This window comes from Streptomyces sp. SLBN-8D4 (assembly GCF_049739545.1).
In the GTDB taxonomy this organism is placed as follows: Bacteria; Actinomycetota; Actinomycetes; order Streptomycetales; family Streptomycetaceae; genus Streptomyces; species Streptomyces canus_C.
In genome coordinates, this window is record NZ_JBMGQC010000001.1 from 5,207,217 (window position 1) to 5,228,485 (window position 21,269).

The following is a 21,269-nucleotide window of genomic DNA, read 5'->3' on the forward strand; positions in this document are numbered from 1 at the left end:
GGTGGAACGTTGATTATTCGGCATTTTCAGTCATCTCGGGCTGCCAGTACTGCTCTTCGGAGCGTGGAAAGCTGATCACGAGTGGCGGAGGTGTCGGGCACGCTGTTGGGTGTCTGAGGGAATGAACGCCCTCGATGCCGGCCCCAGTGAACTCGCCTGTGAGGGCGGGGTGATGGGTGGCTGGTCGTTGTTTGAGAACTGCACAGTGGACGCGAGCATCTGTGGCCAAGTTTTTAAGGGCGCACGGTGGATGCCTTGGCACCAGGAACCGATGAAGGACGTGGGAGGCCACGATAGTCCCCGGGGAGTCGTCAACCAGGCTTTGATCCGGGGGTTTCCGAATGGGGAAACCCGGCAGTCGTCATGGGCTGTCACCCATACCTGAACACATAGGGTATGTGGAGGGAACGCGGGGAAGTGAAACATCTCAGTACCCGCAGGAAGAGAAAACAACCGTGATTCCGGGAGTAGTGGCGAGCGAAACCGGATGAGGCCAAACCGTATGCGTGTGAGACCCGGCAGGGGTTGCGCATTCGGGGTTGTGGGATCTCTCTTTCACAGTCTGCCGGCTGTGAGACGAGTCAGAAACCGTTGATGTAGGCGAAGGACATGCGAAAGGTCCGGCGTAGAGGGTAAGACCCCCGTAGTCGAAACATCAGCGGCTCGTTTGAGAGACACCCAAGTAGCACGGGGCCCGAGAAATCCCGTGTGAATCTGGCGGGACCACCCGCTAAGCCTAAATATTCCCTGGTGACCGATAGCGGATAGTACCGTGAGGGAATGGTGAAAAGTACCGCGGGAGCGGAGTGAAATAGTACCTGAAACCGTGTGCCTACAAGCCGTGGGAGCGTCGCGCATTGAGTTTACTCAATGCGTCGTGACTGCGTGCCTTTTGAAGAATGAGCCTGCGAGTTTGCGGTGTGTTGCGAGGTTAACCCGGGTGGGGTAGCCGTAGCGAAAGCGAGTCCTAATAGGGCGTTTCAGTAGCACGCTCAAGACCCGAAGCGGAGTGATCTAGCCATGGGCAGGTTGAAGCGGAGGTAAGACTTCGTGGAGGACCGAACCCACCAGGGTTGAAAACCTGGGGGATGACCTGTGGTTAGGGGTGAAAGGCCAATCAAACTCCGTGATAGCTGGTTCTCCCCGAAATGCATTTAGGTGCAGCGTCGTGTGTTTCTTGCCGGAGGTAGAGCACTGGATAGGCGATGGGCCCTACCGGGTTACTGACCTTAGCCAAACTCCGAATGCCGGTAAGTGAGAGCGCGGCAGTGAGACTGTGGGGGATAAGCTCCATGGTCGAGAGGGAAACAGCCCAGAGCATCGACTAAGGCCCCTAAGCGTACGCTAAGTGGGAAAGGATGTGGAGTCGCAGAGACAACCAGGAGGTTGGCTTAGAAGCAGCCACCCTTGAAAGAGTGCGTAATAGCTCACTGGTCTAGTGATTCCGCGCCGACAATGTAGCGGGGCTCAAGCGTACCGCCGAAGTCGTGTCATTGCAGCAATACGCCCAACGGTGGCTGTGATGGGTAGGGGAGCGTCGTGTGCCGGGTGAAGCTGCAGCGGAAGCTAGTGGTGGACGGTTCACGAGTGAGAATGCAGGCATGAGTAGCGATACACACGTGGGAAACGTGTGCGCCGATTGACTAAGGGTTCCTGGGTCAAGCTGATCTGCCCAGGGTAAGTCGGGACCTAAGGCGAGGCCGACAGGCGTAGTCGATGGATAACCGGTTGATATTCCGGTACCCGCTGTGAAGCGTCAAACATCGAACCCATTGATGCTAAGGCCGTGAAGCCGTTCCGGACCCTTCGGGGAAAGGAAAGTGGTGGAGCCGCTGATCCAAGGTGGTAGTAGGTGAGTGATGGGGTGACGCAGGAAGGTAGTCCAGCCCGGGCGGTGGTTGTCCCGGGGTAAGGGTGTAGGCCGTGTGATAGGTAAATCCGTCGCACATGAGGCTGAGACCTGATGCCGAGCCGATTGTGGTGAAGTGGATGATCCTATGCTGTCGAGAAAAGCCTCTAGCGAGTTTCATGGCGGCCCGTACCCTAAACCGACTCAGGTGGTCAGGTAGAGAATACCGAGGCGTTCGGGTGAACTATGGTTAAGGAACTCGGCAAAATGCCCCCGTAACTTCGGGAGAAGGGGGGCCATCACCGGTGATTGAATTTACTTCATGAGCTGGGGGTGGCCGCAGAGACCAGCGAGAAGCGACTGTTTACTAAAAACACAGGTCCGTGCGAAGCCGTAAGGCGATGTATACGGACTGACGCCTGCCCGGTGCTGGAACGTTAAGGGGACCGGTTAGTCACATTTCGGTGTGGCGAAGCTGAGAACTTAAGCGCCAGTAAACGGCGGTGGTAACTATAACCATCCTAAGGTAGCGAAATTCCTTGTCGGGTAAGTTCCGACCTGCACGAATGGCGTAACGACTTCTCGACTGTCTCAACCATAGGCCCGGTGAAATTGCACTACGAGTAAAGATGCTCGTTTCGCGCAGCAGGACGGAAAGACCCCGGGACCTTTACTACAGTTTGATATTGGTGTTCGGTTCGGCTTGTGTAGGATAGCTGGGAGACTGTGAACTCTGGACGCCAGTTCAGGGGGAGTCGTCGTTGAAATACCAGTCTGGTCGTGCTGGATGTCTAACCTGGGTCCGTGATCCGGATCAGGGACAGTGTCTGATGGGTAGTTTAACTGGGGCGGTTGCCTCCTAAAGAGTAACGGAGGCGCCCAAAGGTTCCCTCAGCCTGGTTGGTAATCAGGTGTTGAGTGTAAGTGCACAAGGGAGCTTGACTGTGAGACCGACGGGTCGAGCAGGGACGAAAGTCGGGACTAGTGATCCGGCGGTGGCTTGTGGAAGCGCCGTCGCTCAACGGATAAAAGGTACCCCGGGGATAACAGGCTGATCTTCCCCAAGAGTCCATATCGACGGGATGGTTTGGCACCTCGATGTCGGCTCGTCGCATCCTGGGGCTGGAGTCGGTCCCAAGGGTTGGGCTGTTCGCCCATTAAAGCGGTACGCGAGCTGGGTTTAGAACGTCGTGAGACAGTTCGGTCCCTATCCGCTGTGCGCGTAGGAGTCTTGAGAAGGGCTGTCCCTAGTACGAGAGGACCGGGACGGACGAACCTCTGGTGTGCCAGTTGTCCTGCCAAGGGCATGGCTGGTTGGCTACGTTCGGGAGGGATAACCGCTGAAAGCATCTAAGCGGGAAGCCTGCTTCGAGATGAGGACTCCCACCCCCTTGAGGGGTTAAGGCTCCCAGTAGACGACTGGGTTGATAGGCCGGATCTGGAAGCCCAGTAATGGGTGGAGGTGACCGGTACTAATAGGCCGAGGGCTTGTCCTCAGTTGCTCGCGTCCACTGTGTTAGTTCTGAGGCAACGACTGTGTCTTTTTCCGGTCGAACTTCATAGTGTTTCGGTGGTCATAGCGTGAGGGAAACGCCCGGTTACATTCCGAACCCGGAAGCTAAGCCTTACAGCGCCGATGGTACTGCAGGGGGGACCCTGTGGGAGAGTAGGACACCGCCGAACAAATTTTAAGAAAACCCCCGTGCCATTCGGCACGGGGGTTTTTTTATTTCACTGGCTTTGTTTCATATACGCCAGGCTCGGCGCCACCACCGCGTCACATGACGAGGCCGATGAAGGTGCCCGTCGCGATCGGGAGCGAACGGGCCAGGGCGCCTCGGCCCAGGACGGAGAGGACGGCGAGGCCGGTCGCGTTGCCGGTCAGGGCGCGCAGGACGCCCGGGTCGCCGAGGGCCGCCTCGTGTTCGGTGCCGGTGAGGAAGGACTGGGCGAGCGGGAAGGTGAGGAGGTTCGTCCACAGGCTGAGGACAAAGGCGGTCGTGGCCGGCACCGCGGCCTTCGACCCACAGGACGGGCAGGCGCGCCGGTACCGCTGCCATCGTGGCGCGGAGCTGGCGACGGTGAGGGCGCTCGTGGCGATGAGGGTGACCCGGTAGGGCATCGTCGAGGTGGACTTGCCGGCGCCGTTCGGGCCGAGTAGCCGGTGACGGTGGCCGGGCGGACGGTGAAGGACGGGTCGGCCACCGCGGTCCTGGCGCCGTAGCGTTTGGTGAGGCCCTGTGCCGTAGTCATGCTTCGACGCTCGTGCGGACGGGGGCTGCGGGCGTCGGACCGTGGGCAGTATTCCAGGTGAGACGGGTAGTACCCGAGTACTACTGTGGCCCGCATGAGCTACGTGATCCGATCCGTCCGCACCGATGAGTGGCCCGCCGCGAAGGAGTTGCGGCTTGTGGCGCTCCAGGATCCGGTCGCGCCTCTCGCCTTCCTGGAGACCTATGAGGAGGCCGCGGCACGGCCCGACAACTTCTGGCGGGAGCGGACGGCCAAGGGTGCCGAGGGTGCGGACGGGGCGCAGACGGTCATCGCCGAGGCGCCGGACGGGCGCTGGGTCGGCACGGTGACCGTGCTGCTGGAGGAGCCCGGGACCACGGACTGGGCCGGGTTTCCGGTCGAGCGGAAGCAGGGGCATCTCGTCGGGGTGTTCGTGCGGCCCGAGGAGCGCGGGAACGGGCTCACCGATGTGCTGTTCGATGCCGCTGTGGAGTGGGCGTGGGCGCACGGCGCCGAGCGGGTGCGGCTGATCGTGCACGAGGACAACGGGCGGGCGCAGCGGTTCTACCGCAAGGCGGGATTCGAGCCCACGGGTGTCGTCGTGCCGCTGACGGCCGCTCCGGGGCAGTCCGAGCTGGAGTTCGCGCTGGAACGCGTCTGACTCCTCTGCGGTCCTTCGGCTGGGCCTGACTCCGCTCAGCGCCGAGCAGGCCGGCGCCCTCGTCGGCCGTCTGCTCGCGCTGGGGCGTTCCGTGCCCTCCGTCAGCGCGGACGACGCGAACCGCCGCCGTTTTCGCCGAGGCGTGGCAGCGGCACGCAGGGCCGGCGTCGCGGGTGCCGTGACGGTCGGGGTGAGCCGGGCCGCGTCGGCCGTGGGCGCCACGGATGTCGTGCTGTTCACGGACGCGAGCCAGTCCCACCGGCAACGCCCTCTGTCGGCGGCTCGGGTATGTGCCGGTTGTCGACTGGGTGGTGTACGACTTCTGAGCTTCGGCCTTTGAGCTCTACGCCGGGAGGTCCGCGTCCGGCCAGCGGGTGCGGGCCTGTTCGCGGGACCGGAGGAGGGCCAGGGTCGGCAGGCCCCGGTCCGCTCCGGTGGCCAGCAGCTCCGGGAGTTGGGGGAGCGGAGCGACGGCGGCGACGTCGTCCAGGACGAGCGTGAGTGGTGGGTCGAGGCGACCGGAGGATGACCGTTCGGCCATGCGCCGGCCACGCTCGACCACGCTTGAGGTGAGGGCCGTCAGCAGGGGCATCGCGCCCGGGTTGGTCCTGGGGTCCTCGATCGATTCACCGACCACATAAAGCGTGCCCCCTTCGTCGACGAAGGAATCCAAGGCGAGGGCATCATTTCGGTTGGGAGTGCATGCCTCGCGGATGTTGACCGTGAAGAGTGCGGAGAGCGCTCTGCTGGTCAACTCCTGGGCGATGTCACGGCGTTCGGGGTGCGCGGTGAGGGCGGCTTCGAGTTCGCCCGCGGAGCCGGGGGCCGCCTTGGGGTGGGTGCGGAGGGTTCTGACGGCGTCCTGGACCTGGGTGCCCTGGCACCAGCGGTGGACGTGGCGGATGGTGCGGGCCTCTATGGCCGCCGCGTGGAGGTAGCTGCGCAGGAGCGTTTCGGCGGTGTCGGCCACGGCCTGGTCGATCTTGGCGGTGGGGCGGACGGGGGCGAGGAGGGCCTGGGCTCTCGCCTTGGCCGTCTCCTTGGTCTCGCAGCCTGTGGTGGGGGACCAGTGGAGGCGGGCCGGGGTGTCGCAGAGGTGGGTGGGGTCGTAGACGTGGACCGGGCCGAGTTTGGCTCTGGCGTCCTTGGTGTCGGCCCAGAGGGCGGGGTTCGAGGTGACCACGAGGGCGGGGCCCTCCGCGTCTCTGATCGCCTGGGCGGCGGTTGTCCGGCGGGTTTCCCGGGGGGCGTAGAGGGTTGCGCCTTCGGCGCGTTGTGCTTCCCACCCGCGGCCCCCTGCACCATTCGTAGTCACCTGCGGCCCGGCAAGGCGCGGCTCTGCCAGCAGCGGCTGCGGGGTGCCGGGGAGTGGAGCCGTCGCCGGCAACGGCTGCGGATCCGGCGCCGGTCTCGGGGCCGGTACCTCGTGGACCGGTACCTCATGGACCGGCCTCGGTTCCGGACGTCGTTCACGGGCAGCCAGTTTCTCCGCTCGCGTCCTTGCGCGTACCGCCCGCCAGCGGGCCAGCGTCCCCATCACGAAGATCGTCAGGACGATGAGGATCAGCAGCTGGCCGATGAACAGGCCCCAGAGCAGGCCGTATCCGGCGAGTTGGCCGGCGGGGGTGTCGGGCCAGGCGCCGGGGATGTCCTGGGGGTGGCCGATGAGGTGGCGCATGGCCACGGGGGTGCGGGTGAAGGTGACGCCCTGGGGCCAGTCGCCGTGGGTGAACAGGCCGGCGAGGCCCGTGGCCGACCAGACCAGCAGGGTCATACCGAGGAGGAAGGCGAGTATGCCGACCAACAGCCCGTCCGGGACGCCTCCTTGGGCTCCCTGACCGCCCTGGTGGCGGTCGTCCGGTCTCACCACTGCCCGCCTCCTACGCCACCGTCGACTCGGAGTCGCCCATGTGCTGTTCCACGAAGGCCGCCGCCCGCTCCTCCGCTTCCAGCTCGGCGGCGCGCAGGGCGTCGTCGGCGAGGTCGCTGGAGGACTCCGTCATCGCGCGGTCCGTGAAGACCAGGGGGCGTTCGGTCTCGGTGACCAGGTGTTTGACCACCTGGACATTGCCGTTGACGTCCCAGACGGCGATGCCGGGGCTGAGGGACGGGATGATCTCGACCGCCCAGCGGGGCAGGCCCAGGACGCGGCCCGTCGCTCGTGCCTCGTCGGCCTTCTGGGCGTAGATGGTACGGGTCGAGGCCATTTTCAGGATGGCTGACGCTTCCTTCGCCGCCGCTCCGTCCACCACGTCGGACAGGTGGTGGACCACCGCCACGAAGGACAGGCCGAGCCGGCGGCCGAACTTCAGCAGGCGCTGGAAGAGCTGGGCCACGAAGGGGCTGGCGATGATGTGCCAGGCCTCCTCGACCAGGAAGATGCGCTTCTTGCGGTCGGGGCGGATCCAGGTGTGTTCCAGCCATACACCGACGATCGCCATGAGGATGGGCATGGCGATGGAGTTGCGGTCGATGTGGGACAAATCGAAGACGATCAGCGGCGCGTCGAGGTCGATGCCGATGGTGGTGGGGCCGTCGAACATGCCCCGCAGGTCGCCGTCGACCAGCCGGTCCAGGACCAGGGCGACATCGAGGCCCCACGCGCGGACGTCCTCTATGTCGACGTTCATCGCCTCGGCCGACTCGGGTTCGGGGTGCCGTAGCTGCTCGACGATGTCCGTGAGGATCGGCTGGCGTTCGACGATCGTCTCGTTGACGTAGGCGTGCGCGACCTTCAGCGCGAAGCCGGAGCGCTCGTCGAGGCCGTGGCCCATCGCGACCTCGATGATGGTCCGGAGCAGCGCGAGCTGCCCGGTCGTCGTGATCGCCGGGTCGAGCGGGTTGAGGCGGATCCCCATGTCCAGGGCGGCCATCGGGTCCAGGCGGATGGGAGTTATCCCCAACTCCTGCGCGATGAGGTTCCATTCGCCGACGCCGTCCTCGCCCTGGGCGTCGAGGACGACGACCTGGCGGTCGCGGAAGCGCAGCTGCCGCAGGACGTACGTCTTCTCCAGCGCCGACTTGCCGTTGCCGGACTCGCCCAGGACCAGCCAGTGGGGTGCCGGCAGCTGCTGGCCGTAGAGCTGGAAGGGGTCGTAGATGTAGCCCTTGCCGGAGTACACCTCACGGCCGATGATCACGCCCGAGTCGCCGAGGCCGGGCGCGGCGGTCGGGAGGTAGACCGCCTGCGCCTGGCCGGTGGAGGTGCGGACCGGCAGGCGGGTCGTCTCGACCTTTCCGAAGAGGAAGGCCGTGAAGGCGTCGGAGAGGACGGACAGCGGATCCCGCATGCTTTTGCCCCTACCTTCGAATGCCGGTGGCGAACGGAAGTGTGTTCACAAAGGCGCGATGGTGCTCCCGGTCGCACCACTCCAGTTTCAGATACGACTTTCCGGCCGAGGCCCGGATGGTCCGCTTGTCGCGGGCCAGGGCCTCGGGGTTGCGGGAGGAGACGGTGATGTAGCCGACCAGGTTGACCCCGGCCGCGCCGCTCGCGAGGTCCTCGCCGCGCTGGTCGAGCCGGTTGTGGGCGGCGATGTCGCGCGGGTCCACGGTCCGGTTCATCTTGGCGGCGCGGGAGGCCTCGGCGTCGTCGTTGGTCTTCTCGGTCAGCATGCGCTCGATGGCGATCTCGGTGGGTTCGAGGTCCATCGTGACGGCGACCGTGCGGATGACGTCCGGGGTGTGGACGAGGAGGGGGGCGAGGAAATTGACGCCCACCGGGGTCATCGGCCACTCCTTCACCCAGGCCGTGGCGTGGCACCAGGGCGCGCGGGTGCTGGACTCCCTCGTCTTCGCCTGGAGGAACGTCGGTTCCATGGCGTCGAGTTCGGCCGGCCAGGCGTTGCGCTTGGTCATCGCCTGGATGTGGTCGATGGGGTGGTCGGGGTCGTACATGGAGTGGATCAGCGAGGCCAGCCGACCCTGGCCGAGGGGCTGGCGGACCCGGATGTCGGCCTCCTGGAGACGCGAGCAGATGTCGGTCAGCTCGCGCGCCATGACGACCGCGAGGCCCGCGTCCTTGTCCAGCCTGCGGCCGGACTGGGGGCGGGCGGCGCGGGCCATCGCGTGGGCCTCCGCCGCCAGTTCACGGGTGTAGTGCATGCAGGCGACGAGATACGCGCGGTGCTGCTCGCTGCTGGTGGACACCATCGACTGGAGTTGGTCGTACGACGTCTGCAGCCAGGGCAGCGCCTTGTCGTCCCCGCGCATGGCGACGTCCTTGGCGTGGGCGTCGGGGTCGGCGGGGAGGGTGCGGGCGAGCATCTGGATGCGGGTGACGAAGCCGTCGCCGTTGGCCACGTGCTTGAGCAGGGTGCCGAAGCGGTCGACGAGGGCTTCCTGGTCCTCGGAGTCGCGCAGGCCGACGCCGGGGCCCTCGATCTCGATGGCGGCGGTGACGGTACGGCGGTCCGCGTGGAGGAGTACGGCGATCTCGTCGGGCCCGAACGGGGCGGCGAGCCAGTTGATCCGGCCGATGCCCGGGGGCGGGCCGACCTCGACCTCGCGGCCGTCGACGTGGGTACCGGCCTCCATCACGGAGGAGCGGTAGGTCGTGCCCTGGCGCAGGGTGCGCTTGTAACTGCGGTTGATCTCGAACCACTTGTAGAAGGTGCGGCGCTTGTACGGCACGTAGACCGCGGCCAGCGCGAGCAGCGGGAAGCCCATCAGCAGGACGATGCGCAGGGACAGGACCGGGACGAGGAGCCCGCACATCATGCCGAGGAACGCGCCCACGATGATGAGCGCGATCTCGCCCGTCTCGCGGTTGCGGCCGACGATCGCGTTCGGCCGGGCGCGGCCGATCAGATATGTACGGCGGGGCGTGACCGTATGCGACACGTGGGACTCGGTCGTCAACGCCCGTCACCTCCTGTGCTGTTGCTGCCTGCGTTGCGGTTGCCGGCGTGCGGGGTGTTCACCGAGTTGCCCGTGCGGGGAGCGGGAGCGGCGGAGGGGACAGATCCGCCGCCTCCGTTCGGGGTGCGCGAGCTGTGGGCGGCGACTCCGCCGGACACCGGGTTGCTCGGGCGGGCGCCCGAACCTCCGGAGGCCTGACCGTTGTTGTCGGCCCGGGAGCTGTGGGTCTTGATGCCCTGGGCGACCAGGGTGGCCGGGGAGCTGATGACCGCGGCGGCCTTGCCCTCGGCGTTCTGCATGATGCGGTTGTTGCGGGAGCCGGCGATCTCGTCGCCGAAGCCGGGTACGAAACGGTAGATCATCGCGCTGGCGAAGATGGCGAGCAGGATGATGGCGAGGCCGGAGACGACGGCGGAGAAGGCGTCGGGGCCGTCGTCGGAGGAGAGCGCGCCGGCGAGGCCGAGGACGATGACGATCACCGGTTTGACCAGGATGACGGCGATCATGATGCCGGCCCAGCGGCGGACGTGGCCCCAGAGGTTCTTGTCGACGAGGCCGGCGTAGACGACGGTGCCGAGGAGGGCGCCGACGTAGAGGAGGGCGGCGCGGATGACGAGCTCCAGCCAGAGCACTCCGGCGGCGAGGATGCTGACCAGGGAGACGACGATCAGCATGATGGGGCCGCCGCCGATGTCGTTGCCCTTCTCCAGGGCGCCGGAGAAGGTGCCGAAGAAGGTGTCGGTCTGGTCGCCGGTGGCCTTCGCGAGGACCTCTGAGACGCCGTCCGTGGCGGAGACGACGGTGTAGAGGATCAGGGGGGTGAAGGCGGACGCGAGGACGGTCAGCCAGAGGAACCCGATCGCCTCGCTGATGGCGGTGGTGAGGGGGACGCCTCGCACCGCGCGCTTGGCTACGGCCAGCAGCCACAGGAGAAGGGTGAGGATGGTCGATGCGGCGAAGACGACGGCGTACTGCTGGAGGAACTTCTGGTTGGTGAAGTCGACGTTCGCGGTCTCCTTCACGGCCTCGCTGAGCTTGCCGATGGTCCAGGCGGCGGCCTTGGCGCAGCTTTTGGCGAGGGAGGACATGGGGTCGAGGGTGGAGGTGGGGTCCAGGGAGGGGGATCCGCCGGAGGATCCGCCCGAGTCTCCTTCGCAGATCTGCCTGGCCTGGCCCTGTAGGAGGCTGCAGTTGTCTGCGGACGTGGTGGGAGTCGGCGTCGGTTCCGCTGCGGCGCGGGCGGCTAGCAGCACGGCGGCGGTCTGTACGGTGGCGACTGCGGCGGTGACCTTGAGTGCGAGGCGCTGGCTACCGGGCATAAGTGAAGCCTCCGTACTCCTCGACGGCCTTGGACATGTCGTCGGCGCTGGACGCCTTGTCGTCCCCAGGAACGGGAGCGGGACCGTCCTTCTGGGAGAAGCTGTCGACCTTCCAGTCGCTGTCGACCCAACGCATTTGGAGGGTCATGGTGAACCAGTCGCTTGTCACCGGATCGGTCGAGTCGGCGCCCGCTGTGCCGTACAACCCGGTACACCAGACCTCGACGGCCGCTGAGGTGTCCGATGCGCTAGTGACCTTGGTGCCGATCGGTACGGTGCGGGAGACGTAGGTGTGACCTGCGGCCGCGTCACCGTTCTGGTCGAGGCCGAGCTTGTTCAGGAACTCCGCGGAGTAGGCCTTGTTGAACTTGGCGGTCAGGGCGGCCTGCTTGTCGGTCACGAAGACCTGCTGGACGAGTTCGGCTCGCCGGGCCGGCTTGAGGATGTCGGCAGAGACCAGGACCGTCGCGTAGTTAGCCGCCGCGCTCTGTGCCCCCTGGGCGTCGTGTGCGTACCCCGTGGGGATGGTGCCTGGGGTGGACTGCACCGGCTTGGTGCCGGTGGGGGTGGTTGGGGAGGCGTCCGGCCGGCTGCCCGCGCCCTTCGCCGAGGAGGAGGAATCGTCTCCTCCGCGGTTCGCGAAGGCGATCGCGGCGATCAGGAGGACGACGACGCCGACGACGGTGACCAGGCTTCGGGAGGACGAGCGGCCGGTGCGGCGGGCGCCGCCGTACACGTCCGTGGTGCCGCCCGGCAGGTGTGTGCGGGTTTGGCCGGTGCCGCCGTATCCGCCGGAGCCCTCCTGGTCGTCTCCGAGACTCATGCCGCTTACGCCCCCTCGACGTGGTGCGGGAAAGTGCGGGCAAACGCGTAGGAGTACGACGGTAGCCCCGCTGGTTCCCGCGCGGGCGCGGTGTGGTGACTCGGCATCAGAGTCATCGGAGTCATCGAGGAGATCGGAGACATCGGGGGGACGCAACCTCAGCCGGTGGGCACTGCGGACGGGTGGGGTAGAGGGGGTACCGGGCGCGCCCGGCCGGACCGGAGGTGCGTCGACCGGACGCGGCGGCTATACGGCCATGCCGTACACGATGGTGAAGAGCGTGCCCAGCGATCCGATGATGAAGACGCCGGTCAGGCCCGCGATGATGAGTCCCTTGCCCTGTTCCGCGCTGAAGGTGTCCCGCAGGGCGGTGGCGCCGATGCGCTGTTTGGCGGCGCCCCAGATGGCGATGCCGAGGCAGAGCAGGATGGCGACCGCCATGACGACCTGGATCATCGTCTTCGCCTCGGTACCCAGTGCCCCGAAGGGGCCCCAGTCCGGAGCGATCCCGCCGATGATGGTGTTGATGTCTCCCTTGTCGGCCGCAAAGAGCATGTAAGTCACCGCCCCTGGTGGGTAGTTCCGTCTCCCCTGCGTGGGCGCAGAGGTCAGGCATCATTGTCGCCGACAATTCCGCCGTCGTATGTCGACTTGGCGTCATCGGTTGGCGAGTTTCGTACGAATGACTGTCTGGTCACTCTGTGTATCACGGCAGGTCACGCCGGGCAATGAGGCCTGAGCGGAACCTGTCGTGTGGTTCCGTCGTTGACCCCTCTTACGACCTGCGGCGCTTCTGGCACCGATGTTCTGCGGGTGAAGGCTAACCCGGAGGGCCGCAGGCATGACGAACGGGCCGCGGAAGGGGAGCCGCGGCCCGTTTGTTGACGGAGAGTCAGCCGGTGAAGGCGGTTACTCCTTCCGGGGTGCCCCAGCCGGTCGGGCCGTCGTAGCCCGAGGTGGCGGCGCAGAAGTAGCTCGTCGAGCAGGAGCCGTTGGTGCCCGACGTCACGTCGTTGAGGGCGGACGGGTGCGCGTAGGGGTACTTGGCCGGGTAGTCGCTGCTGCCCGGGGTGCCCGCGAGGGCGTACACCGACGCGATGATCGGGGCTGAGGCGCTGGTGCCGCCGAAGGTGTACCAGCCGGCGGTGACGCCGTAGGAGTCGTAGACCGAGACGCCGGTGGCCGGGTCGGCGACGGCGGAGACGTCCGAAATCATGCGCTTGGTGCAGCCGGTGTCGGTCTGCCAGGAGGGCTTGGCATCGTACGAGGAGCAGCCCGAGCCCGTGCCCTCCGTGCTGCTGGTGTTCCAGACGCTCTCGGTCCAGCCGCGGGTGGTGGAGGACTTGGAGAGCGCGGTGCCGCCCACCGAGGTCACGTACTTGGAGGCGGCCGGGTATTCGGCTCCGTAACCCTCGTCACCGGCGGAGACGGTGATGGCGACGCCGGGGTGGTTGAAGTACGAGGAGTCGTAGGAGGTGTCCGAGGAGGACTCGGAGCCGCCGTAGGAGTTGGAGACGAACTTGGCGCCCAGGGTGACGGCCTCGTTCACCGCCTTGCCCAGGTTGGCCATGGTGGCCGACTTGGCCTCCACGAGGAGGATCTTCGCGTTCGGGGCGACGGCGGAGACCATGTCGAGGTCGAGGGACATCTCCTCGGACCAGCCGGCGTCGCTGGAGGGCAGGGAGGTCGTGGAGCCGGTCTGGGAGACCTTCTTGAAGCAGCCGTTGGCCGTGGTGCAGGCCGGCAGGCCGTAGTACGAGCGGTACTTCGCGAGGTCGGCCTCGGCGTTGGGGTCGTTGTAGGCGTCCACGATGGCGATGGTCTGGCCGGAGCCGTTGGAGGCGGCGGCGGAGGTCAGGCCGTAGGCGGACTGGAGGTCGCTCGGGCCGTAGCCGGAGGGGGTGGCGGCGTCGGCGGCCTTCGGGGTGATGCCGTGGGCCTTCTGGAAGGCGGTGGTGCCACCTGTCACGCGCAGGGAGTTGCAGGCGAGTTCGCCGGCCTTCTGGGGGGTGGCGCAGGGGGTCGCGGCCCAGGTGACCTTCGTGGAGCTCGCGGCGTCGGCGTGGACGGCGGTGCCGAGCCCGGTGAGGAGGAGGGCGGCGGTGGCGATCGCGGCGGAGCCGGCGCGGTGCCGTCTCAGGCGGGTGTGGGGGAAGTCGGTACGCAAGGTGCAGCCTCCTGATGGTGAGGGAACAGGGGCGGTGCGGGTGCGTGCCGTCGGCAGGTAGGTGTCCCGGCGGCGGGCGGCGGCCTGCGACGACCGTCCACCTTGTTCAGTACGCGACAACAGGGAATGGCTGGAATTCTGACCTCCGCCATACCGAAAGTTGTCCCGGGCTTACTCGGGCATGGCCGCCCGATGGACTGCGGGCGGTGGTCACTTGACTCGTGTGGAGACGGCGAACGGGCCGCGACCGGATGTCGCGGCCCGTTCGCCGTGGTGCCGCCGAGGGAACCCCACGTTCCCCTCTCGAGGGCGGCGCCCCCGGTGACCCGCCGGGGACTCTCAGGAGCGGTCGGTTCAGCCGGTGAAGGCGCTGAGGCCCTGCGGCGTACCCAGGCCGGTCGGGCCGTCGTAGCCCGACTTGGCGGTGCAGAAGTAGCTCGTCGAGCAGGAGCCGTTGCTGCCGGAGGTCACGTCGTTGAGGGCGGACGGGTGCGCGTAGGGGTACTTGGCCGGGTAGTCGCTGCTGCCCGGGGTGCCCGCGAGGGCGTACACCGACGCGATGATCGGGGCGGAGGCGCTGGTGCCGCCGTAGGTGTTCCAGCCCGTGCCGTCGGAGCCGTAGGAGTCGTAGACGGAGACGCCGGTGGCCGGGTCGGCGACGGCGGAGACGTCCGAAATCATGCGCTTGGTGCAGCCGGTGTCGGTCTGCCAGCTCGGCTTGGCGTCGTAGGCGGAGCAGCCGGAGCCGGTGCCCTCGGTGGAGCTGGTGTTCCAGACGCTCTCGGTCCAGCCGCGGGTGGTGGAGGACTTGGACAGCTTGGTGCCGCCGACCGCGGTGACGTACTTGGAGGCGGCGGGGTACTCGGCGCCGTAGCCCTCGTCGCCCGCGGAGACGGTGATGGCGACGCCGGGGTGGTTGAAGTACGAGGAGTCGTAGGAGGTGTCCGAGGAGGACTCGGAGCCGCCGTAGGAGTTGGAGACGAACTTGGCGCCCAGGGTGACGGCCTCGTTCACCGCCTTGCCCAGGTTGGCCATGCTCGACGAACTCGCTTCCACGAGGAGGATCTTCGCGTTCGGGGCGATGGCGGAGACCATGTCGAGGTCGAGGGAGATCTCACCTGCCCAGCCGCTGTCGGCGGTGGGGAGGGAGGTCGTGGAGCCGGTCTGGGAGACCTTCTTGAAGCAGCCGTTGGCCGTGGTGCAGGCCGGCAGGCCGTAGTAGGAGCGGTAAGTAGCCAGGTCGGCGGCCGCGTTGGGGTCGTCGTAGGCGTCGACGATGGCGATGGTCTGGCCGGAGCCGTTGTTCGCGGCGGCGGAGGTCAGGCCGTAGGCGGACTGGAGGTCGCTCGGGCCGTAGCCGGTGGGGGTGGCGGAGGACGCCTTCGGGGAGACGGTCGCGGGGCTCGTGCCCTTCTTCGCCGCCTGCTCCTCCTGGAAGGCGGTGGTGCCGGCGGTGACGCGCAGGGCGTTGCAGGCGGCGTAGCCCTTCTTCGGAGTGGCGCCACACGCGCTCTCGTACGTCACGTGCGCCTTGGCGACAGCGGCCGCGATGGCCTTGCTGCTCACCTTGTGGGGGGTGGTCGCGGGGGCCGCGCCGGCGTGCGCGGCGGTGCCGAGGCCGGCGAACAGCAGCGCGCCGGTGGCCGCGGCGACGGAGCCGTATCGACGCCATCTGCCGGATATGTGGGGGGTGTTGGGGGTGGACGTACGCAACGTAAAGCCTCCAGGGAGTGGTTGCAGAGGCCTGCGGTGGGGGACCACCGGTGAGGTTCCCGGTGGGGGCGGCGACCCGCGACGACCATCCCTTTGTTGAGTACGTGACAACAAGACAGGCGACGGAATCCTGACTTCCGCCTTACCGAAGGGCGTTGGGGGATTGCTGATCAATGGCCGGCGGATGGGCGGGGGATGGTCACGGCTTGACCATCTACACGCGTCGCACACAACTCCCGGTGCGTGCGTGCGTGCGTGCGTGCGTGCGGGTCGGCGCTGCCGGTCAGCGGGGCTTGAGGCCGTACAGCAGGTGATGGACCAGTCCCGGTACGGCGTCCATCGCGGCCTCGGTGGTGAACTTGCCGGTGACGGCGAAGGACGCCAGGCCGTGCAGGGCGGTGCCCACCACCAGGGTGAGGTGCTCGGGGTCGCCGTCGACGATCTCGCCGCGCGTCTGGGCGGCGGCGACGGCCCGCTCCAGGGCGCCCACCGTGCGGTCGATCGCGGCGGCCATCTGCTCGGCGGCGTCGGGCTCGTGCTTGCGGGCGTACATCAGCTCCAGGAGCTCGGCGTTGTCGATGGCGAAGCCGAGATAGGCCCGGGCGAGGGTGGTGAGACGGTCCTGGAGGGCCAGTCCTGGGTCGTCGGCGGCTTCGAGCACCTCGGCCATGCGGTCGTAACCGACCAGGGCGAGGGCGTTGAGCAGGGCCTGCTTGTCCCTGAAGTGCCGGCCGGGGGCCGCGTGGCTGACGCCGAGGTCGCGGGCGAGTTCGCGCAGGGAGAGGGAGGCGGAGGTGCCCCTGTCGCGGAGGGTGCGCTCGGCGGCTTCGAGAAGGGCGGAGCGCAGGTCTCCGTGGTGGTAGGGGCGGGTCTCGGGCTTCTCGGCTGGCATGGACGCCATCGTATCCGGATGTAGCCGATGCCAGCATTGTTGTCATTGACAGCATTGTTGGCGGCGCCTACATTCGGCACATGACTACGGACAAGCAGCAGAAGTGGGACGCGACCCGCCTCCCGGACCAGACCGGCCGCACGGCGGTGGTCACCGGGGCGAACAGCGGTATCGGACTCCGGGCCGCGCAGGCCCTGGCGGGGGCGGGCGCGCACGTCGTGTTCGCCGTACGGGACCCGGAGCGCGGCGAGGCGGCGGCCAGGACCGTGAACGGCAGCACGGAGGTCCGGCGGCTGGACCTGGCGGACCTGTCGTCGGTACGGGAGTTCGCCGAGGCGTGGGACCGCCCGCTGGACCTGCTGATCAACAACGCGGGTGTGATGATGATCCCGCAGCAGCGGACGGCGGACGGCTTCGAGATGCAGTTCGGCACCAATCATCTGGGCCACTTCGCGCTGACGAACCTGCTGTTGCCGCACATCACCGACCGGGTCGTCACGGTGTCCTCGGGCGCGCACCGCTGGGGCGACCAGCGGATCCACTTCGAGGACCTGGACAGGACGTCGGCCTACGACCCGAGGGGCGTCTACGGCCAGTCGAAGCTGGCGAACCTGCTGTTCGTGCTGGAACTCCAGCGGCGGCTCACGGAGTCGGGCTCCCGGGTCCGCGCCCTGGCCGCGCACCCCGGCTACTCGGCCACGAACCTCCAGAGCCACGCGTCGAGTTCGGCGGCACGGCTGTTCATGAAGTTCGGCAACAGGTTCCTGGCGCAGGACGACACGGCGGGCGCGCTGCCCACCCTGTACGCGGCGACGCAGGACCTGCCGGGGGCGAGCTATGTGGGACCGGACGGGCTCGGGGAACTGCGGGGCGCGCCGACGCTGGTGGGCCGGAGCGCGGCCGCGAGCGACCCCGCTGTGGCCCATCGCCTGTGGACGGCTTCGGAGGAGCTGACGGGGACGCGTTTTCCCCAGGGTGCGGGGACGCGGGGCTGAGTTCCGGCCCGGTGTGCTCCGGTCCGGTGCCTGAGCCTCAGGGGGTCCCGGTCGGGTGGCCGGCCTTCTCCCAGAACGCGCGCAGTGCGCCCGCGAGAGCCTCCGGCGCCTCCTCGGCCATGTGGTGTCCCGAGTCGATCGGACCGCCCTCCAGGTGGGCGGACGCCCAGTCGCGCCAGACGGCCAGGACGTCGCCGTAGAGGTCGGCCATGTCGTCACGTGTGGCCCACAGGATCTGGAGCGGGCGGTCGATGCGCCGGCCGGCCCGCCGGTCGGCGTCGTCGTGCTCGCGGTCGACACCGAGGCCGGCCCGGTAGTCCTCGCACATGGCGTGCACGGTCGCCGGGTCATGGATCGCCTGCCGGTAGTCCTCGTACGCCTCGGCGCCCATCTGCTCGGGCGTGGCCGTGTACCAGGCGTCGGGGTCGGCGTTGATGACGCGTTCGGCGGGCTTGGCGGTCTGGCCGAGGAAGAACCAGTGCCACCAGCTCGCGGCGAAGCCGGCGTCGCAGCGGCGCAGGGCCTCCCCGATGGGGACCGCGTCCAGCACGCTGACGGCGGAGACCGCCTCGGGGTGGTCCAGGGCGAGGCGGGTGGCCACGTACGCGCCCCGGTCGTGCCCGACGACCGCGAAGCGCTCGTGCCCGAGCCGGCGCATGACCGCGAGGCAGTCGCCGGCCATCGCCCGTTTGGAGTACGGCTGGTGTTCCGGGTCGGTCGAGGGCTTGTCGGAACGGCCGTAGCCGCGCAGATCGGGGCAGACGACGGTGTGGCCCGCCGCGGCCAGCAGCGGGGCGACGCGGTGCCAGGTGGCATGCGTACGGGGATGCCCGTGCAGGAGCAGCACGGCGGGTCCGCTGCCGCCGTGCCGCACGCGCAGCCGGACGCCGTCCTCGCCCTCGCACCGCTTCAGTTCGAATCCGTCGAACACGCCAGCCTCCCGGGCCCGGCCCCCGTCGTCGGGGCTCGGCTGCCCCGGGGCGCGGGATCCACACCGGCGCCCAGGGCCGTCGCGAAACCGCACTGTCGCGAAACCTCCGCTTGATGCGTTTCTCACCTTCGTGCGGAATGCTTTCTTCCGTGAAGCGCACGCCACGTCTCGCTCTCCACGCCGCCGCTGTCCTGCTCACCGTCACCTCCGCCTCCGAGGCGGCCGCCGACGACGGGGCGGGTCCCTTCGGGGTGACGACGGTCGCCGCGGCGAACTCGCCGACCGCCCGCGTGGGACCCCTGTTCAACGGCGGACAGCACCACTGCACCGCCTCCGTCGTCCGCAGCGCGCACCGGGACCTCCTCGTCACCGCCGCGCACTGTCTCGACGGCGACGACGACCTCGTGTTCGTGCCCGGATACCGGGACGGCGAGGCGCCGTACGGCAGATGGAAGGTGCTGACGCGGTACCTGCCCGAGGGGTGGTCCAAGGGGCAGGACGAGGACAGTGACGTCGCCTTCGCCACGGTGGAGGGGAAGGTCCAGGACGTCGTCGGCGGGAACGGTTTCGCGACCGGCACCGCCACCGGGGCCACCGCCGTCACCGTCATCGGGTACCCCTCCTCCCGTGACGTGCCGATCAGCTGCACCAACAAGCCGACCGTGCACAGCCGCACGCAGCAGCGAATAGCGTGCCCCGCCTTCACGGGGGGTACCAGCGGCAGTCCCTGGGTGAACGGGGACGGACAGGTCGTGGGGGTGCTGGGCGGCCACGAGGGGGGCGGGGCGACGCCCGACGTGTCGTACAGCGTGGTGCTCGGGGCGGAGGCCCGCGCGCTCCACCGTGACGCGCTCCGCTGATCCTTGCGCCGACCCCGCCGAGTACCCCGGTTTCCTTCGGGGAAGCTCCTAGACTGACGCGGGCGGACTCCCGGCGGGCGAGGGGCGGTTGACGGTGCGTAAGGCGTGGCTGATTGCGGGCGCCGTTCTCGGGGCGGGGCTCAGCTTCGTGATGCTGCTCGTCGTGGGGGTCTACGTCGTCGCGGGCAACCTGGCCAACGGGGTCGGCGGGGCCACCAGGGCCCTGGCCAAGGGGGCCGTTCCGGCCGCGTACCAGCCCCTCGTGCAGAAGTGGGGCAACCTCTGCCCCGCCATCAACCCGGCCCTGCTCGCCGCCCAGCTCTACCAGGAGAGCGGATTCAACCCCAAGGCCCAGAGCGCCGCGGCGGCGCAGGGAATAGCGCAGTTCATTCCCGGGACCTGGGCCACCCACGGGGTCGACGGGGACGGGGACGGCGACAAGGACGTCTGGGACCCCAACGACGCGATTCCCTCGGCGGCTTCCTACGACTGCTCGCTCGCGTCCTATGTGAAGGACGTCCCGGGGAACATCACCGAGAACATGCTCGCCTCCTACAACGCGGGCGCGTACGCGGTCATCAAGTACGGGGGCGTGCCGCCGTACAAGGAAACCCAGAACTACGTGAAGACCATCACGACTCTGGAGGAGAGTTTCGCGGCGCCCACGAGCCGCGTCGATCCCTCCGAGCAGGCCGCCGGCGCCATCTACTACGCGCAGAAGAAGCTCGGGACGCCTTATCTGTGGGGCGGAACCGGCACCGCGGCGCAGAACGGGCGCTTCGACTGTTCGGGGCTGACGCAGGCCTCGTACGAGAGTGTCGGCATCACGCTGCCGCGCGTCGCGAACGATCAGTACAACGCGGGCCCGCATCCGGCCAGAAGTGAACTGTTGCCGGGGGACCTGGTGTTCTTCTCCAAGGACCCGACAAACTCGCGCGCCATCCATCATGTGGGGATTTATGTGGGCGGCGGATACATGATCGACGCACCGAGAACAGGTGCTGTGATCCGGTTCGACCCGATCGACACTTCTGAGTACTTCGGTGCCACCCGGGTAACCGAAGATGGCGCGAAAGCATTGCCCACCACGGTGTGACCGAGCGTGAAACCCACCCCCTGAGCTGCGGCGATGTATCTCTCTTCGGTAACGTCTGCGTGATCATTCAGTGGAGTGTGGAACGTATTAACGGGAGCCGTGCGTTCCTGGGGGCGTAGCCGAGCGCACATGGGTACGCCGGGAAAGACGACGAAGGGGCCGCAGCACCATGGCTGTTCTCGCCGAATCCGGGTCGAACCCCGACGTCGACCTTCTCTACGACATCAACGGCCTGGCCAAGGACGCCCCGCACTGGTTCGACCGGGTCATGGAGTACGTCGGGGAGTACGGCATCCTGCTCGGAATGGTGCTGCTCATCCTCTGGTGCTGGTGGGCCGGGCGCCGGCGCGGGGGCGAGGACGCCGCGTCCTCCGTGGCCGCGCTGGTGTGGGCGCCGCTCGCCGCCGCGCTGGCCGTGCTCGTGAACGTACCCATAAGGGGGTTCGTCGAGCGGCCCCGGCCGTTCCGGACCCATGAGGGGCTTGAGGTCCTGGTCTCCGGGAAGACCGACTACTCCTTCGTGAGCGACCACGCGACGATCACCATGGCGATGGCCGTCGGGCTGTTCGTGGCCAACCGGAAGTTCGGGCTCGTCGGAATCGCGCTGGCGCTGCTCGAAGGCTTCTGCCGGGTGTACATGGGAGTGCACTATCCGACTGACGTCATCGGCGGGTTCGCGCTCGGAACGGCAGTGGCCCTGCTGTTGTCGCCGCTCGCCATGGCGCTTCTGACGCCGATGCTGAAGGCCGTCGAACGGTCCTCGAAAGGCGCGTGGCTGATTCGCGCGCGCGGGGCCGAGCGGGGGGCCTCGGTGATTCCCGGGGCCCGGCAGGACGCCGCGGCCTCCGAGCGGGACCTCGCCGCGTAGCGG

The 21,269-nt window shown here is 67.8% G+C and carries 16 protein-coding genes, 2 rRNA genes and 1 pseudogene; 8 read left to right on the top strand and 11 right to left on the bottom strand.

Translation table 11 applies throughout. The features are described 5' to 3' along the window. Positions 1-223 precede the first annotated feature (223 nt). Both RKD20_RS23530 and rrf read left to right on the top strand, forming a co-directional pair. A 23S ribosomal RNA gene (locus RKD20_RS23530) occupies positions 224-3,345 on the top strand. A 70-nt stretch (positions 3,346-3,415) separates the two neighbouring features. Beyond that, positions 3,416-3,532, top strand: a 5S ribosomal RNA gene (gene rrf / locus RKD20_RS23535). A gap of 94 nt (positions 3,533-3,626) precedes the next feature. Here rrf and RKD20_RS23540 read toward each other — a convergent pair. Continuing rightward, the gene (locus RKD20_RS23540) at positions 3,627-3,971 is read right to left on the bottom strand and encodes a hypothetical protein (RefSeq protein ID WP_424879437.1); all 345 of its coding nucleotides are present in this window, start codon (positions 3,969-3,971) and stop codon (positions 3,627-3,629) included. A 225-nt stretch (positions 3,972-4,196) separates the two neighbouring features. On the opposite strand from RKD20_RS23540, the gene RKD20_RS23545 reads away from it, so the two are divergent. Together RKD20_RS23545 and RKD20_RS23550 are read left to right on the top strand one after the other, a co-directional pair. Beyond that, positions 4,197-4,742, top strand: coding sequence for a GNAT family N-acetyltransferase (locus RKD20_RS23545; RefSeq protein WP_424879438.1), 546 nt, complete (start codon positions 4,197-4,199; stop codon positions 4,740-4,742). A 145-nt stretch (positions 4,743-4,887) separates the two neighbouring features. Beyond that, a pseudogene (locus tag RKD20_RS23550) lies at positions 4,888-5,068 on the top strand (GNAT family N-acetyltransferase); the annotation flags it as partial. A 17-nt stretch (positions 5,069-5,085) separates the two neighbouring features. Here RKD20_RS23550 and RKD20_RS23555 read toward each other — a convergent pair. The 9 genes from RKD20_RS23555 to RKD20_RS23595 form a co-directional block, all read right to left on the bottom strand. Further along, positions 5,086-6,609: a type VI secretion protein gene (locus tag RKD20_RS23555; RefSeq protein ID WP_424883298.1), complete on the bottom strand. Its 1,524-nt coding sequence runs from the start codon at positions 6,607-6,609 to the stop codon at positions 5,086-5,088. A gap of 13 nt (positions 6,610-6,622) precedes the next feature. Beyond that, positions 6,623-8,032 carry an ATP-binding protein gene (locus RKD20_RS23560; RefSeq protein ID WP_424879439.1) on the bottom strand — a complete coding sequence of 470 codons (1,410 nt, stop codon included), beginning with the start codon at positions 8,030-8,032 and terminating at the stop codon, positions 6,623-6,625. Between the two features lie 10 nt (positions 8,033-8,042). Then, complete coding sequence (locus tag RKD20_RS23565) at positions 8,043-9,602, bottom strand: SCO6880 family protein (protein WP_351988833.1); 1,560 nt, start codon at positions 9,600-9,602, stop codon at positions 8,043-8,045. Next, entirely contained in the window at positions 9,599-10,921 is a 1,323-nt protein-coding gene (locus RKD20_RS23570) for a hypothetical protein (RefSeq protein ID WP_424879440.1), read from the bottom strand. Before RKD20_RS23570 ends, RKD20_RS23565 begins: the two co-directional genes overlap by 4 nt. Then, complete coding sequence (locus RKD20_RS23575) at positions 10,911-11,744, bottom strand: hypothetical protein (RefSeq protein WP_424879441.1); 834 nt, start codon at positions 11,742-11,744, stop codon at positions 10,911-10,913. Before RKD20_RS23575 ends, RKD20_RS23570 begins: the two co-directional genes overlap by 11 nt. A gap of 246 nt (positions 11,745-11,990) precedes the next feature. Continuing rightward, positions 11,991-12,299, bottom strand: a complete 309-nt coding sequence (locus RKD20_RS23580; RefSeq protein WP_007383036.1) for a hypothetical protein — start codon at positions 12,297-12,299, stop codon at positions 11,991-11,993. Between the two features lie 337 nt (positions 12,300-12,636). Beyond that, on the bottom strand, positions 12,637-13,911 hold the full coding sequence (locus RKD20_RS23585) for a S53 family peptidase (RefSeq protein ID WP_424879442.1): 1,275 nt from the start codon (positions 13,909-13,911) through the stop codon (positions 12,637-12,639). Between the two features lie 354 nt (positions 13,912-14,265). Then, a complete protein-coding gene (locus RKD20_RS23590) occupies positions 14,266-15,624 on the bottom strand; it encodes a S53 family peptidase (protein WP_424879443.1) in 1,359 nt (452 codons plus the stop codon). Between the two features lie 283 nt (positions 15,625-15,907). Further along, entirely contained in the window at positions 15,908-16,525 is a 618-nt protein-coding gene (locus RKD20_RS23595) for a TetR/AcrR family transcriptional regulator (protein ID WP_424879444.1), read from the bottom strand. Between the two features lie 71 nt (positions 16,526-16,596). On the opposite strand from RKD20_RS23595, the gene RKD20_RS23600 reads away from it, so the two are divergent. Next, the gene (locus RKD20_RS23600; protein ID WP_424879445.1) at positions 16,597-17,511 is read left to right on the top strand and encodes an oxidoreductase; all 915 of its coding nucleotides are present in this window, start codon (positions 16,597-16,599) and stop codon (positions 17,509-17,511) included. Between the two features lie 37 nt (positions 17,512-17,548). Here RKD20_RS23600 and RKD20_RS23605 read toward each other — a convergent pair whose 3' ends face one another. Next, positions 17,549-18,442, bottom strand: coding sequence for an alpha/beta fold hydrolase (locus RKD20_RS23605; protein WP_424879446.1), 894 nt, complete (start codon positions 18,440-18,442; stop codon positions 17,549-17,551). A 137-nt stretch (positions 18,443-18,579) separates the two neighbouring features. On the opposite strand from RKD20_RS23605, the gene RKD20_RS23610 reads away from it, so the two are divergent. The 3 genes from RKD20_RS23610 to RKD20_RS23620 all read left to right on the top strand — a co-directional run bounded on the left by RKD20_RS23610 (position 18,580) and on the right by RKD20_RS23620 (position 21,266). Next, positions 18,580-19,302: a trypsin-like serine peptidase gene (locus RKD20_RS23610; RefSeq protein ID WP_424879447.1), complete on the top strand. Its 723-nt coding sequence runs from the start codon at positions 18,580-18,582 to the stop codon at positions 19,300-19,302. A gap of 88 nt (positions 19,303-19,390) precedes the next feature. Beyond that, on the top strand, positions 19,391-20,398 hold the full coding sequence (locus RKD20_RS23615; RefSeq protein ID WP_424879448.1) for an NlpC/P60 family protein: 1,008 nt from the start codon (positions 19,391-19,393) through the stop codon (positions 20,396-20,398). A 169-nt stretch (positions 20,399-20,567) separates the two neighbouring features. Further along, complete coding sequence (locus RKD20_RS23620; RefSeq protein WP_424879449.1) at positions 20,568-21,266, top strand: phosphatase PAP2 family protein; 699 nt, start codon at positions 20,568-20,570, stop codon at positions 21,264-21,266. Positions 21,267-21,269 lie beyond the last annotated feature (3 nt).

Excerpts from the sequence above, each read along its gene's own strand:
- RKD20_RS23540 (WP_424879437.1), bottom strand. The coding sequence starts at position 3,971 with ATGCCCTACCGGGTCACCCTCATCGCCACGAGCGCCCTCACCGTCGCC.
- RKD20_RS23545 (WP_424879438.1), top strand. The coding sequence starts at position 4,197 with ATGAGCTACGTGATCCGATCCGTCCGCACCGATGAGTGGCCCGCCGCG.
- RKD20_RS23560 (WP_424879439.1), bottom strand. The coding sequence starts at position 8,032 with ATGCGGGATCCGCTGTCCGTCCTCTCCGACGCCTTCACGGCCTTCCTC.
- RKD20_RS23570 (WP_424879440.1), bottom strand. The coding sequence starts at position 10,921 with ATGCCCGGTAGCCAGCGCCTCGCACTCAAGGTCACCGCCGCAGTCGCC.
- RKD20_RS23575 (WP_424879441.1), bottom strand. The coding sequence starts at position 11,744 with ATGAGTCTCGGAGACGACCAGGAGGGCTCCGGCGGATACGGCGGCACC.
- RKD20_RS23580 (WP_007383036.1), bottom strand. The coding sequence starts at position 12,299 with ATGCTCTTTGCGGCCGACAAGGGAGACATCAACACCATCATCGGCGGG.
- RKD20_RS23595 (WP_424879444.1), bottom strand. The coding sequence starts at position 16,525 with ATGGCGTCCATGCCAGCCGAGAAGCCCGAGACCCGCCCCTACCACCAC.
- RKD20_RS23600 (WP_424879445.1), top strand. The coding sequence starts at position 16,597 with ATGACTACGGACAAGCAGCAGAAGTGGGACGCGACCCGCCTCCCGGAC.
- RKD20_RS23610 (WP_424879447.1), top strand. The coding sequence starts at position 18,580 with ATGCTTTCTTCCGTGAAGCGCACGCCACGTCTCGCTCTCCACGCCGCC.
- RKD20_RS23620 (WP_424879449.1), top strand. The coding sequence starts at position 20,568 with ATGGCTGTTCTCGCCGAATCCGGGTCGAACCCCGACGTCGACCTTCTC.